Origin of the sequence: Candidatus Leptovillus gracilis (genome assembly GCA_016716065.1) — a bacterium.
GTDB lineage: Bacteria > Chloroflexota > Anaerolineae > Promineifilales > Promineifilaceae > Leptovillus > Leptovillus gracilis.
Genome location: JADJXA010000002.1, coordinates 32,402 through 46,662, shown reverse-complemented (window position 1 = coordinate 46,662; position 14,261 = coordinate 32,402). Strand labels below are relative to the sequence as shown.

General features: G+C 53.3%; 6 protein-coding genes. All 6 read left to right on the top strand.

The window, feature by feature from the left end; genetic code table 11:
- The first annotated feature begins 760 nt into the window (after positions 1-760).
- The 6 genes from IPM39_04540 to IPM39_04515 all read left to right on the top strand — a co-directional run bounded on the left by IPM39_04540 (position 761) and on the right by IPM39_04515 (position 14,239).
- Positions 761-4,360 (top strand): tetratricopeptide repeat protein, encoded by a 3,600-nt coding sequence (locus IPM39_04540; protein MBK8985340.1) that lies wholly within the window; start codon positions 761-763, stop codon positions 4,358-4,360.
- A gap of 22 nt (positions 4,361-4,382) precedes the next feature.
- On the top strand, positions 4,383-7,796 hold the full coding sequence (locus IPM39_04535; GenBank protein MBK8985339.1) for a CHAT domain-containing protein: 3,414 nt from the start codon (positions 4,383-4,385) through the stop codon (positions 7,794-7,796).
- Between the two features lie 8 nt (positions 7,797-7,804).
- Positions 7,805-8,785 carry a trypsin-like peptidase domain-containing protein gene (locus IPM39_04530; GenBank protein MBK8985338.1) on the top strand — a complete coding sequence of 327 codons (981 nt, stop codon included), beginning with the start codon at positions 7,805-7,807 and terminating at the stop codon, positions 8,783-8,785.
- 47 nt (positions 8,786-8,832) lie between these two features.
- Positions 8,833-9,198 carry a hypothetical protein gene (locus tag IPM39_04525; protein MBK8985337.1) on the top strand — a complete coding sequence of 122 codons (366 nt, stop codon included), beginning with the start codon at positions 8,833-8,835 and terminating at the stop codon, positions 9,196-9,198.
- Positions 9,199-9,257: 59 nt separating this feature from the next.
- Entirely contained in the window at positions 9,258-9,746 is a 489-nt protein-coding gene (locus IPM39_04520; GenBank protein ID MBK8985336.1) for a hypothetical protein, read from the top strand.
- Positions 9,747-9,859: 113 nt separating this feature from the next.
- Positions 9,860-14,239: a trypsin-like peptidase domain-containing protein gene (locus IPM39_04515; GenBank protein MBK8985335.1), complete on the top strand. Its 4,380-nt coding sequence runs from the start codon at positions 9,860-9,862 to the stop codon at positions 14,237-14,239.
- Positions 14,240-14,261: the final 22 nt, after the last annotated feature.

Below are 14,261 nucleotides of genomic sequence, written 5' to 3'. Positions count from 1 at the left end.
AAAAGAAATCAAAGCCTACGGCGAATACCGCACCCAACGCCTCGTCCTCGCCGCCTGGGATGCGCAGCAAACGGCAATAGATCGTGGCGAGTTGGTTTTTGAGGGAGTAGAGAGTAGGGAGGTAGGGAATAGGGAGGTTGCTACTCCCTACTCGCTGCTCCCTACTCCCTCTGCCAGGCTCAAAGAGGAAGCGGCGACGTTGGAGCTTAAGCCGCCGACCGCGCCGCCCAAAGCGAAGCCAAAAGAAGCGCGCAAGCCAGCGCTAGACGCGCAGCCCGCGCTCGTTACAGACTTCACCCCACTCCAGGGCAGCTACACCCAGCGCCTGAAGCGGGTCATGGCGCTCAGCCAGCCCAAAAATCAGGTCGAGCTAACCGAACTCATCGCCGCTCTGGGTGACGAAAATGACAACATCCGCTGGCTGGCCAGCTCCGCGCTGTCGCGGCTGGGCAGCCTGCCGGTGGTCAAGCTGCTCGCAGCGTATCTGCAAACCACTTCATCTCAAGCCGCCCGTCGGGAAGCGCTCAAAGTCCTAGCTTTGATTGGGGAGACGGATGAGGATACGGCCGTACGCCAAACAGCGCAAGCGTTAACCCACAAACGTTGATGAGGTAACAAACAACTGCCATGCCCAACTCAATGGCCCAACAAACTGACCTTACTTGCCCCAATTGTCAACAAACGTATACGGCTGCCATCTGGCTCATCATAGCCATGGGCGAACGGCCCAACCAACCACCAAACAGACAGGAGAGTAAGAATGGGCTTTTTTAAACGTCTTTTTGGCAAACCTTCCCAACCCGTCGACAAACCATCTCCGGCTTCCTCGTCACCCTCAACCAGCCTGCCCGCGCTAATTGACCCTATTTTGGCTCAATTACAGCAGCCACCCCGCAGCATTCTTGATATGCCCCAACGGGTTACGATGTGCAGGCAGGCATTGGCAATAATTACCAGAATGCAAAACGAGGCGTTGTGGGCCGCCCTGCAAAGTGAATTGGGCAGAAATCTGGCCTGGACACCACAAGGCGACCGGGCGGAGAACATCGAGCAGGCCATCGCTGCCTATCAAGACGCCCTCCAGGTCAGGACCCGCGCCGCCATGCCCGTCCAATGGGCGTCGACCATGAATAACCTGGCGACCGCTTACTTTTCCCGCATTCGCGGCGACCGGGCAGAGAACATCGAGCAGGCCATCGCCGCCTATCAAGAGGTCCTCCAGGTAACGACCCGCGCTGCCATGCCCGTCGAATGGGCGACGATCATGAATAACCTGGCGGCCGCTTATTCAGACCGCATTCGCGGCGACCGGGCGGAGAACATCGAGCAGTCTATCGCCGCCTATCAAGACGCTCTCCAGGTCAGGACCCGCGCCGCCATGCCCGTCGACTGGGCGCAAGCCATGAATAATCTTGCGCTCGCTTACGGCAACCGCATTCGCGGCGACCGGGCAGAGAACATCGAGCAGGCCATCGCTGCCTATCAAGACGCCCTCCAGGTCAGGACCCGCGCCACCATGCCCGTCGACTGGGCGACCACCATGAATAACCTGGCGATCGCTTACGGCAACCGCATTCGCGGCGACCGGGCGGAGAACATCGAGCAGGCCATCGCCGCCTATCAAGACGCCCTCCAGGTCATGACCCACGCCACCATGCCCGTTGACTGGGCGAACACCATGAATAACCTGGCGCTCGCTTACGCAGACCGCATTCGCGGTGACCGGGCAGAAAACATCGAGCAGGCCATCGCTGCCTATCAAGACGCCCTCCAGGTAAGGACCCGCGCCGCCATGCCCGTTGACTGGGCGATCACCATGAATAACCTGGCGCTCGCTTACGCAGACCGCATTCGCGGTGACCGGGCGAAGAACATCGAGCAGGCCATCGCCGCCTATCAAGACGCCCTCCAGGTCATGACCCGCGCCACCATGCCCGTCGACTGGGCGACAACCAGGAATAATCTGGCGCTCGCTTACGGCAACCGCATTCGCGGCGACCGGGCGGAGAACATCGAGCAGGCCATCACTGCCTATGAAGAGGTCCTTCAGGTCAGGACCCGCGCCACCATGCCCGTCGACTGGGCGACCACCATGAATAACCTGGCGATCGCTTATTCAGACCGCATTCGCGGTGATCGGGCGAAGAACATCGAGCAGGCCATCGCCGCCTATCAAGACGCCCTCCAGGTCATGACCCGCGCCACCATGCCCGTCGACTGGGCGACAACCAGGAATAATCTGGCGCTCGCTTACGGCAACCGCATTCGCGGCGACCGGGCAGAGAACATCGAGCAGGCCATCGCTGCCTATGAAGAGGTCCTTCAGGTCAGGACCCGCGCCACCATGCCCGTCGACTGGGCGACCACCATGAATAACCTGGCGATCGCTTACGGCAACCGCATTCGCGGTGACCGGGCGAAGAACATCGAGCAGGCCATCGCTGCCTATGAAGAGGCCCTCCAGGTCATGACCCGCGCCACCATGCCCGTCGAATGGGCTATGGTTACCATGGGCTTGGCGACCGCTTACGCAGACCGCATTCGCGGTGACCGGGCGAAGAACATCGAGCAGGCCATCGCTGCCTATGAAGAGGCCCTCGGCATCCAAACAGTGGAGCTGCTACCGGCCGATCATCAGAGAACGCAGCGCAATCTCGGAAATCTACTGTTTGGCGAACAACAATGGCTGGCAGCCAAAACTGCTTATGCCGGCGCGGTGCAAGCCGGGCAGTTCTTGCTAGACACTGCCTACACTGAGGCTGGCCGCCAGGCGGAAGTGCGCCAGGCAGCGCAGTTGTTTGCCCACTCCGCTTACTGTTTGTGGCAGTTGAGACAGCCCACCGCTGCCTTACAACAGTTGGAACAGGGCAAAACCCGCCTCCTCAACCAGACATTAGCTTTAGGAGATGTCAATTTGACCGACCTCTCGCCGGTCCAACAAAACACCATGCAAACCTTGCGCCAGGCTGTGCGCAATCTTGAGGGGGAGATGCGTCTACCGCCGGACACCCCGGCCCGCCGCGATGATCGCCAACTGGCCGATCTGCTCCGCGACGCCCGCGCTCGACTCAGCCAGCAGATTGAAGCCGTTCGCGCCGAGCATCCCGATTTCATGCCCACCGGTCTGGATGTGGCTGACATTTTCACCCTTATTCCCGCCAACGGCATCCTCATCGCTCCTTGTCTGACCTCTCAGGGCAGTTTTGTCTTCATTGTGCCATCTGGGGTTTGGGAACTCACTGCCGACCATATCCTGCCCTTACCAGGCTTAACCACCGATTACCTGACCGAACTGCTACAGGGGGCAGAGGATGAGGCTGCTTTGAGCGGTTGGCTGGGTGCCTATGGTGGTTTTCTGCGAAATGAGGACACCAGCGCTCAAGAAGCTTGGTTCCAGGCCATCAACGCTGTCGCCAGTCAATTATGGGATGCTTTGATGGGACCAATCCACCAACAGTTGCAAACATTGAACCCTCCTGACGGTGCGCCGATTCTGCTCATGCCCCAGGGCGGCCTGGGCTTGCTGCCCTTACACGCCGCCTGGCGTCAGGTTAGCAGCCAGCCCCGCTATTTTAGCGATGATTACACCGTTACCTACGCTCCCAGTGCCTACGCCGTACACATCAGCCGCCAGCACGCTGCCCAACCAGAACGACAAGCCCGCTCCCTCTTCGCCGCTATCAACCCTACCCGTGATTTAAAATATACCTCTATTGAAGGCGAAGCCATTTCTCAATTTTTCTCACCTACTAATCAGATAATTTTGCATGAAAACGATGCTACGGCTTCCGCTTTTCCCACAGCGGCGCAAGGCCATGCCTATATCCACTACTCTGGACACGGTTACTACCATTGGGACGACCCACAGCAATCCGGTTTGCAACTGGCCGACAAAGCGTACACCCTGGCCGATATCCTCAGCGGCCTGGACTTGAGCGCCTGTCGCCTCGTCACCCTCTCCGCTTGCGAAACGGGCATTACCGAATTCCAAAAAGCGCCGGATGAGTATGTGGGGCTGCCGGCCGGGTTCCTGCAAGCAGGCGCGCCGGCGGTGGTCAGTACACTATGGGCGGTGAATGACCTCTCGACCATGCTGCTGATGGAGCGTTTCTACCAGCTTCATTTGCAGGACGGCCTGGACTTCGCCTCAGCGCTCCGCCAGGCGCAGTTGTGGCTTCGGGACGTGACGGCCGGGGAGTTGGCGGAGCGCTTTGGCGAGGAGCGGATGAAGTTGAAGGGCAGTCGGTTGACGCTCGCGGAAGTGGGGGATTATTGGCGGCGGTTTGCGGCGGAGGAACCGGAGAGTCAACCATTTGAGCATCCTTATTATTGGGCGGCGTTCACGTTTACGGGCGCATGATGCTGGTGAACAAAATCTTGGCATGACCGATTCCTTACAAACTCTTTACGAGAAAGCCGCCAGAGCCGAGCGTGAATATCAAGCCGGTCACAATCCCGTATTGCTTGATCAAGCGCAGGAACGGTGGCAGGAGTTACTGAACCAACCTGATTTCGCCGCGCTGCCGCCAGTGACACAAGCGCATTGCCTCAACCGCCTGGGACTTGTTTGCTGGCGACAGTATTGGGATTGTGGGCAACGGGAAAGTTTACCGGCAGCATTGAGTTACTGGCACACGGCCGTGACCCTCACGCCAGCGACAACTGATGAATATCCCCTTCTTCATACCCATCTCAGCGTCGCTTATCAAGCTCGCTTTGATCAAGCGGGCGATGAAGTAGATTTAGATACGGCCGTTTTCCACGCTCAACAGGCTATCCAATCTGCTCCGCCTGAATATGTCCATCACCCGGCCATTTTTAACAACCTGGGGTCCGCGCTGCGGTCGCGTTATCAGCGAACAAACAACTTCGACGACCTCGACAACGCTTTGTCCGCCTGGACGGAGGCACTGGCATGCATTCCCGACGATCATCCCGAACGGCCGTCTATCCTGCATAATCGCTCCCTAGGACTGCTGGAACGATATGAACATACCGGCCAACTGGCTGATTTACAATCGGCCGTCACTGGTTGCCAGACGGCCGTCGCCCTCGCCGTTGCCCGGTCTAATGACAAACCCATCTATTGCAATACACTGGGAACCGCCCTCATCGCTCGTTACCGTCAGTTGGGAGAAATAGCTGACTTAGACGCCGCCTCGGCTGTCTGGCAAACGGCCGTTGATCTCACACCGCCCACATCCGCCGCTCGCCCGCAGCATCTGAACAATTTGGGCAATGGCTGGCGGGCTAAATTTGAACAGAGTGGGCAATTGAGCGATTTGGAGCAGGCATTGGTCCTGTGGCAAGAAGCTGTCGCTTTAACGCCGGCCACATCTCCAGAGCGAGCGCGTCATCTGCTTAACCTGGGCGCAGGTTACAAGATTCGGTACGGTCAAACCTACCGTCGTTCCGATTTAGATGCCGCCATTACCCATTACGAAACGGCCGTTTCACTAACGCCAGTCTCTTCACCCGCTTACTCTTTGCACCTGGCCAATTTAGCCACAAGCTACCTTACCCGTTTTGAACAGGAAGGTCAGGCAAAAGATTTGCAAGCCGCGCTGGACGCTTACGAAAAGGCCGTTGCTCGCACCCGGCCAGCGTCCCCTGAATATCCCCTGTTTCTCGCCATGCGCGGGCAGGGATTACAAAGCCGGTTCATCCACTGGGGGCGGATGGACGATCTCGATCAATCCATTGCTGATTTACAACAAGCGTGCGATTTAACGCCTACCACTGCCCTTAACCGCCCCTTATACTTGAGCAATCTGGCTGAGAGCTTACGTCGCCGCTGGCAGTTCTTAGGTAAAACGGCCGATTTGGAACGCGCTCTGTCCGCAGCGCGCGCCGCAGTCGCCCTATCCGCCGCCAAAGCGCCGCAGCGATCTGTCTACTTGAGCATCTTGGGCGCGTTATTACACGCCCAGTACCAGGAAACAGGAAACGCCGAGGAGCTACAAGCCGCTATTCACACTCTTCAAGAAGCGGTCAATCTTGCGTCGTCAGATAATTCTGACCGGGCGCGTTATCTCACCAGTTTGGGAAGTTGTTGGCAAGACCAGTACCGGCAAAGCGGCGATTTGGTGCATTTGGACACGGCCGTTGGGTTGCACCAACAAGCGATAGCTATGTTATCTCCTTCCGACATACTCTATCCCACCGTCGCCAACAACCTGGGCGCATCCCTCAATCAGCGACATCGCGCAATAGTGCAAGAGACCGGCGTCCAGAAGGGTTCCGCGCCAGATTTAGTTGCTCAAGCCGCGCGCGCCGCTTATGAAGACGCCTGCAAACGTGGCCTCGAACGAGATCCCTTCATCACATTACAATGCGCGCAAACGTGGGGCAATTGGGCCATGGAAAGAGGCACCTGGGCCGAGGCGTTAGACGCTTACGCTTATGGTGCACAAGTCATGACCGCACTCTATTCGCGCCAGACTAGCCAACAAAACCGGAACGCCTGGTTAAGGCAAGGGTGGCGCTTGTATCTGCAAATCGCCTACTCGTTGGCGCGGTGCGGCGCTTTTCAGGAAGCGGTTCTGACCCTGGAGTGGGAACGCGCCCGCTGGTTGCAAGCGGAATTGGGATCGGAAACGGCCGCCCCGGCAATGGCTGAAAGAATTAGTTGGGAGCAGATAACGGCCGTTAGCCAGGAACCGCTCATCTATTTACTGGTTAGTCACCTGGGCGGGTTGGCATTAATTGTTAATCAAGGCGCAGTCACGCCGCTCTGGTTTGCGGGCGATGAGACGACATGGAACCAACGTCTTCTGCATCGGGCAGAAGCGGATATGGCTGGCGGATATCTGGCCGCACAGTTGGGGATCATCCCACTCCAGCCCGCTTTGGACGCGCTGTGGCCATGGTTGGCGGAAACAGCGCTGCGCCCTATCCAACAAACATTACAGACTTTAGCGCCAATGCCGCCACAGACTATCACGCTCATCCCCACTGGCCGATTGGCGCTGTTGCCCTGGCACGCCGTACCGTTCCAGTCGCCTGAAAGTTGGCTTGTTGACTGCGCCATTTGTTATGCGCCATCAGCTTTGACTTTATGGCGCAGCCAGCAACGGCCGTCTCTGCCATCTCGCCCACGTCTTGTTGCGGTTGCCGCCCCCTTCATCCCCGGATTGGCCGATCTCCCCTATGCGGAATGGGAAACGGCCGCGATTGCCCCATATTTTCAACCAGACATGCAAAAATTTGCGGGTACAGAGGCGAGGAAAACGGCCGTTTTGCCCACGCTCTCTTTCGCCCACTACTTGCACTTTGCTTGTCACGGCGAATTCACCTGGCAAGACCCGCTTTTCGCTGGTCTGTATCTATCTGGAGATGAGAGGCTAACATTGGCCGACATCCAACAAGGCGGCGATTTATCTTTGACCCGACTGGTCTTTCTTTCTGCCTGTCAGACTGGGATCAACGACTTCGATCAGGCGCCTGACGAAGCGATTAGTCTGGCGGCCGGCTTTCTGCAAATAGGGGTCAAAGGCGTTATTGCCACTTTGTGGCCGACGCCAGATTTATCAACGGCACTGCTTGTACAACGCTTTTACCAGTACCATATTCAGGAAAGCCGCCCTCCATCGCGGGCCTTGCATCTGGCGCAACGGTGGCTGATGCAGGTAACGGCCGAGGAGTTAGCAATTACGTTTGCCCGCCTGCGCCAACGGAATGATGAGCGACGGCCCTTGTTTTCCACAGCCTGGCGGCGGTTTGCGGTGATGGAAGCGGGGGAACGGCCGTTTAACCATCCTTATTATTGGGCGGCGTTTACGTTTACGGGAGTATAGAGTGAATCATGTCTCACAGTCTGAGGTCGGTAATCGTTCGTATAAGAACAGCTGACGATATCATAGTCGGTGCCGGATTTCTGGTTGTCGAACGCATTGTATTGACCTGTGCCCACGTCGTTGGCGCAGCCTTGGAACGATCAATTCAAACTATACCTCCTGACATAATTCATCTCGATTTCCCCCTTTCTGCAACTAAGCAAAAAATGACAGCAAAGGCAGTTTATTGGAAACCTAAACAGCAAGATGAAACGGGAGACATTGCTAGCCTGGAGATAGTCAACCCAACACCAATGGGTGTGCAGCCTATCAATCTGGCAGTTGCTTCCGAAACTTGGGGACGCTCTTTCCGGGCTTTTGGATTCCCTCCAGGTCATGATGATGGTGTTTGGGCTTCCGGTGTGCTACGCGACAAAAAAGCGAATGGGCATATTCAAATCGAAGATGTCAAAACCCCTGGTTTCTCAATTGGGCCTGGCTTTAGCGGAACGGCCGTATGGGACGAAGAATTACAAGCGGTTGTTGGCATGATCGTCACGGCCGAGCGGAAGGCAGAAGTCAAAGCAGCGTTCATGATTCCCGGTGACCAATTGCTAGAAGTGGTTCCAGCCTCCGCTGACCAGGTAATTATTCGATCAGAACTGGCAACCCTTCAGGCAAATCTTAACCAGATTTTGCAGCAACTTCTCCAGGATAATAAGTCATTGCCTCAACTAGCCTATGAGTTGAAGGAGGCAACACGACAAGTTGAGAAAATAACGGCAATTCTAGACGAGCATTTTTCTCGGATGGAATCTGATTCTCGTCGTGTTAGTCAGCTTCAGTACTTGAGTGAAATCAAACAAGCAAATCAGGCAATTGCCCAAGTTTTGAGAAGAATACTCAACTCATTTCGCAGCGACATCCGATTTCAGTACCAGGCTAGTTTGATCACGCAATTAAATAGGTTAGTAGAGTCCTTAATGCAGCTACAAGATTTGCTAGTGTAAGATGCCAAAGCGCTAAAAAGAAACGCCCGTCCGTTTCATCTATAGAAATGGAATTCAATGAAGCTGTCAAGCAAGAAATCAAGAAACTGAAAGGAAAACCTTTCAGCAGTTATCGCTCGTTGTTCAAACAGGTTGCTGATTATTTCATTGACATCCCATCATTCATGATTGATGTAAACGTTATCATCACAACGGCCGGCCTCTTAAACGATTTATACAGCCGGGCAGTGCGTGAGAAATGGGATATAGATATTCGGGAAGTGTTACGTGAAGATGCGCTTAGCATGGCAGGGCTGTTAGTACGTATTCTTAATCGACACCCAGGCGTTACCAGAGAACAATACGAAAGTTTTGATACCTACGTAAAACGACTTGGGGAAATCTTAGATAGCATCTGGGAAAGCTACATGTAATTAGTACATATGTTCTTTTTGTTATATAATGCCCTCTGTTCAATGCTTAGGAGATAGTCATGGAAAGCACACATGGTTTAAGCAACTGGTCCCGGCCATCAACATTCTCGGTATCACGAATTAATTTAACCCAAAAATCTAACGAGCTTTCTACTTTAAGCGACTATTTCAATTCTCTTGCCATCACTCCAATCAGCTTGCGCGATCGCACATTTATTAAGTCATTACTCGAGACATTAAATCGGATTATTGAGCAAACTCAGGAGATTGCCGGTTTTCTGCGAATAAATACGGCTTATATCAATCGTGAACACCCGGCTAATTTGAAGGCCGAAAAAATGACGGCTGAAGTTGAATACTACGCCAGGGAAGCTAATCGTAGTTTGAAGCGTTTAACTGTTCGCCAGATTGGGATGGGAGAAACTTTCCAACTAGAAAATCAGATTACCATTGCTGTTGCCAGCCTAAACGTAGCCCTTTCAACACTATGCCGGGTTTTACAAGACGCCAGTTACCACGTGCTGTTCTTTGTGCAAGCAGGCACGTAACTTCATGTAGTCTGCCAACGCCTTCTTGTTTGGAAGTACTATCGGAGACTTTAACGGCTATTGCCAAAATGCTATACTACTCCCATTGATGATTCATCGTGGAGGAGTGCAGCATGACAGTCGCCTTACAATCCGCTTTAGCCCGTATTTGGAATCAAGAAAATCAAATTGTTGGTGCTGGCTTTTTGGTGACCGAGCGCCATGTGCTGACCTGCGCCCATGTGGTGAGCGACGCGCTGGATAAACCGCGCCAGGAAATGCCCACTGGCCCGGTGCAGCTTGATTTTCCTTTTGTGAAGGCAGGGGAGAAGGGAACGGCCGTTGTCACCCTCTGGCAACCCAAACGACCGGACGGCATGGGGGATATTGCCGGGTTAGAACTGCAAGTCTCCCCACCAGATGGCGCACGGCCGTTGCGCCTGGTCAATACCCCTGATACCTGGAATCATCCCTTTCGCGCATTTGGTTTTCCCATTCGTCATGATCATGGCGTATGGGCCTCCGGCGTCCTGCGCGACCGGACGGTGAATGGCCACATCCAGATAGAAGACACCAAAACGCAAGGGTATTCAGTACAACCTGGTTTCAGCGGAACGGCCGTTTGGGATGAAGCGCTGCACGGCGTCGTCGGCATAGTGGTTGCAGCCGAAAGCAAAGCGGAGACCAAAGCCGCCTTTATCATCCCCACCGATAAACTGATCGAGGCATGGCCGGATTTACGCGCCTGGGCCACGCCGCCCAACCCGTACCGGGGCTTGCAAGCGTTCCGCCAGGAAGACGCCGAACTCTTTTTTGGTCGAGAGGCGTTTGTGAGTCAGTTGGCAACGGCCGTTGCCCACAAACCCTTCGTGGCTGTCATCGGCGCGTCGGGCAGCGGCAAGTCGTCGGTGGTGTTTGCCGGGTTGCTGCCAAGAGTGGGAAGGGAAACGGCCGTTGTCTCCTTCCGCCCCGGCAGCCAGCCCTTCCGCGCCCTGGCCGACGCCCTGCTGCCCATCTGGCAGCCCGAGTTGCTGGGCAATGAACGGTTAGAAGAAGCGGGCAACCTGGCCGCAAATCTCCAGACAGGTAAGACCCAACTATCGGAAGTGGTCAACGATATTTTGCAGCGGCAGCCAATGTGGAAACGGCTGCTGTTGCTCGCCGACCAGTTTGAGGAGTTGTATACCCTTTGCCCACAAAAAAAGGGGCGGCAAGCGTTTGTGAGCTGTCTGGTAACGGCCGTGCAGGCGCAGGCCGGTCAGCATAGCCCCGCTTTTACCCTACTGCTAACGATGCGGGCTGATTTTATGGGACAGGCGACGGAGGAACGGCCGTTGGCCGACACCATGCAAAATGCCACCCACATCCTGGGGCCAATGACACGAGAAGAACTGGCGGTGGCAATTGAAAAACCGGCTCATGTTGCCAGTGTGCAGTTTGAACCAGGTTTAGTCGCCCGCATTTTGGATGACGTAGGCGAAGAGCCGGGCAATCTGCCGCTGCTGGAGTTTGCTCTGACTTTATTGTGGGAACAGCAAAGCAATGGCCTGTTAACCCACGCCGCCTATGAAGCAATAGGTGAAGTGGAAGGGGCACTGGCTCAGTACGCTGAAGATCAGTTTTGCGGTTTAAGCCAGCCAGGGCAAGATAAGGCGCAGTTCATCTTCACCCAATTGGTACAGCCGGGACGCGGCACGGAGGATACGCGCCGCCAGGCAACAATGTCAGAGATTGGCGCTAACAATTGGGGGCTGGTCAAATGGCTGGCGGATGCCCGGCTGGTGGTGACAAACCGGAATGAAGCGGGAGAGGAAACCGCCGAAGTCGTCCATGAAATAATGACGCGGCGTTGGCAGCGGTTACGCGAGTGGGTGAATGAAGACCGTCGTTTCCGTGAATGGCAGGAGCGGCTGCGGGAAGCGATGCGGCAGTGGCAAACAGTCAGCGAAGATGGATCAGCCTTACTGCGGGGTACGCTGTTGGCAGAAGCTGAAGGTTGGCTGACTGAACGGGATTCCGCCATACAACAATCAGAACGGGTTTTCATTGAGAAAAGCGTAGCGCTTCGAGAACAAACTCGCCTTGCACAGATCCGACGACGCAATGTTGTGCTGACTGTTAGTTTGCTGGTTGCCGTTTTGTTTGCTGTGTTAGGGCTGTTTTCTTATGGGCAATCGCAAGATTTGGCTGCGGAAAGTACAAGGGTAGTGGAGAGTGAGGGGACGGCCGTTGCAGAGAGTACGCGAGCTTTTGAGAATGAGGGAACGGCCGTTGCAAATTCTTCAGCATTGGCAACAGAAGTATTCATACGGCAACACGCCGTGGAGACAGCTGTTTCTGCTCAATTGGCTTCTGAAGCAGAACGCGAACGAGCTGTACAGGAATCATTATTATCTAGATCCAGAGAGTTAGCCGCGGTTTCATTATCATTATTGGAAGAAGATGCAGAACTAAGTTTGCTTTTTGCTCTCGAAGCAGTCGAAACTGCTCAAACTATGCAGGCTGAAGATGCACTACGTCAAGCACTTGTTGCTTCAAGGATCCGCTTTCATCTGCCGGGAAATTCACGCGGCCCTAAAAGCATAGCTTGGAGTCCCGATGGGCTAATGTTGGTTGTTTACGGTCCAGAGAATCACTTGACGATTTGGGACATCACCAAACAGCTAGTAGTAAATAGCATACCAGTTATAACAGATAGTCATGTAACCGAGATCGAATGGAGTCCTACAAAAGAGTACATAGCTTCGACTTTCAGCGATAATACACTTGTTGTTTGGGATTTGATGGAAGAAGACATTATATTTGAGATTCAAGGTTATACAAGCAGTAACGAAAGCCTAAGCTGGAGTCCTGAAGGGGATCGTTTGGTATTTAGCGGTTGTGCAAAAGTAACGGAAGAAGAGAATAGCTGTGTCAATAGTGACGTTTACATTTGGGAACCTAAGGAAAATGAGGAGCCCGTCTTAATTGAACGTATTGAGTGCTATGACAATCGTGGAGTTTGCAAAATCCATGATATTTCCTGGAACCCACTTGGCACGCATATTGCCGCAGGGCTGAGTGACGGCACTATGTGGTTAAAGAATACAAGCCAGAGCGATGATCCTGCTCAGCGTATAGATTTTGATGAGTTTGCTATATATAGTCTTGACTGGCATCCTGGCGGACAGCGTATCGCTTTAATGGGGTTCAATCTGTTGAAAATTTGGAACCTATCTACGAGACGCATTGAAGAAACGGCACCAACTTATGTAAGTGGCTCGTTGTCCACTGCTAATGTTGAATGGAGTTCTGATGGCCAAAGGCTTGTTTACAATAATCAAAATCACCAACTTGTAGTATGGGAACTTGATACTGGGGAAACAACCCTCTTAACTGGGCATTTAGATAATATTGAGGCAATTAAATGGCAACCAAATGGTAATTTATTGGCATCAGCATCTAAGGATGAGGATGTAATAATCTGGGATGGGAATATTGGTAAAGACGATAGTATGACTCTTCTTGAAAGAGGCTTCGCATACTGGGTTGATAGTGTCGACTGGCACCCAGATAGTCAGATATTGGCTTTCGATCATTATGGTCTTGAACTATGGAATATAAACACAAAAGAATGGCATACAATTAACAATGTCAGACCTTATGGAGCAGTTGTATGGTCTCACCAAGGTGATCGTCTGGCCTTTGGATCAATGGATGACTCAATACATATTTGGGATATGGTTAAGAAAAAAGAGATTCACGTTTTGACTGGACATACAGACAATATCCTTGATCTTGATTGGAATCCTGATGGCTCACGGCTGGTTTCTGCTTCTGGCGATCATACGATTATTGTTTGGGACACTGAATCAGGGGCACAAATTAGAGTAATAAAGCCAGATGAACAAGAAGAGCGGGGTAATGGCACAGGTTGTGTTGATTGGAGCCCCGACGGTAAATACTTGGCCTTTTCCTTATCTCAATCAAAGGTATGGATTTGGAATCTGGCACAGGACGTGGGATATGAAATTGAGGTTTCGGATCGAAATTTGGTCTCTGATGTCGCCTGGAATCCTAAAGGAGCGCAGATAGCCATCGCTTCAGGGGATTTAAATGTATGGGATGCAACAACAGGATTACTGGTTTTTACTATTCCTGGTTCCGATAAACCTTTTGATGGTATAAAAAGCGTTGTATGGCATCCAGATGGGTTCCGTTTTGCCACTGGTGATGCCAATGGAATGATCAGGTTATGGAATATTGATTCGCGTCAAAGCAGTTTATTACTAGGACATCAAGAAGAAGTTATAAGTTTGGCTTGGAGCCCAGATGGCCGCATGTTGGCTTCGGGATCGAGGGATTTTACTGCCCGCGTGTACTTAACTAATCTTCAAGATCTAATTGCTTTGGGAAGAAAAAACGTTTCATGGTATGTAAGTCCCAATGGTGAAAGATACCAAAGGGCGGTGTTGCCAGAAGAAAGACAGCAATATTTGGGTGAATCGGCATCGATAGAAACCATAAGCCCATAAATTCACTTTCTTCATCTTCACT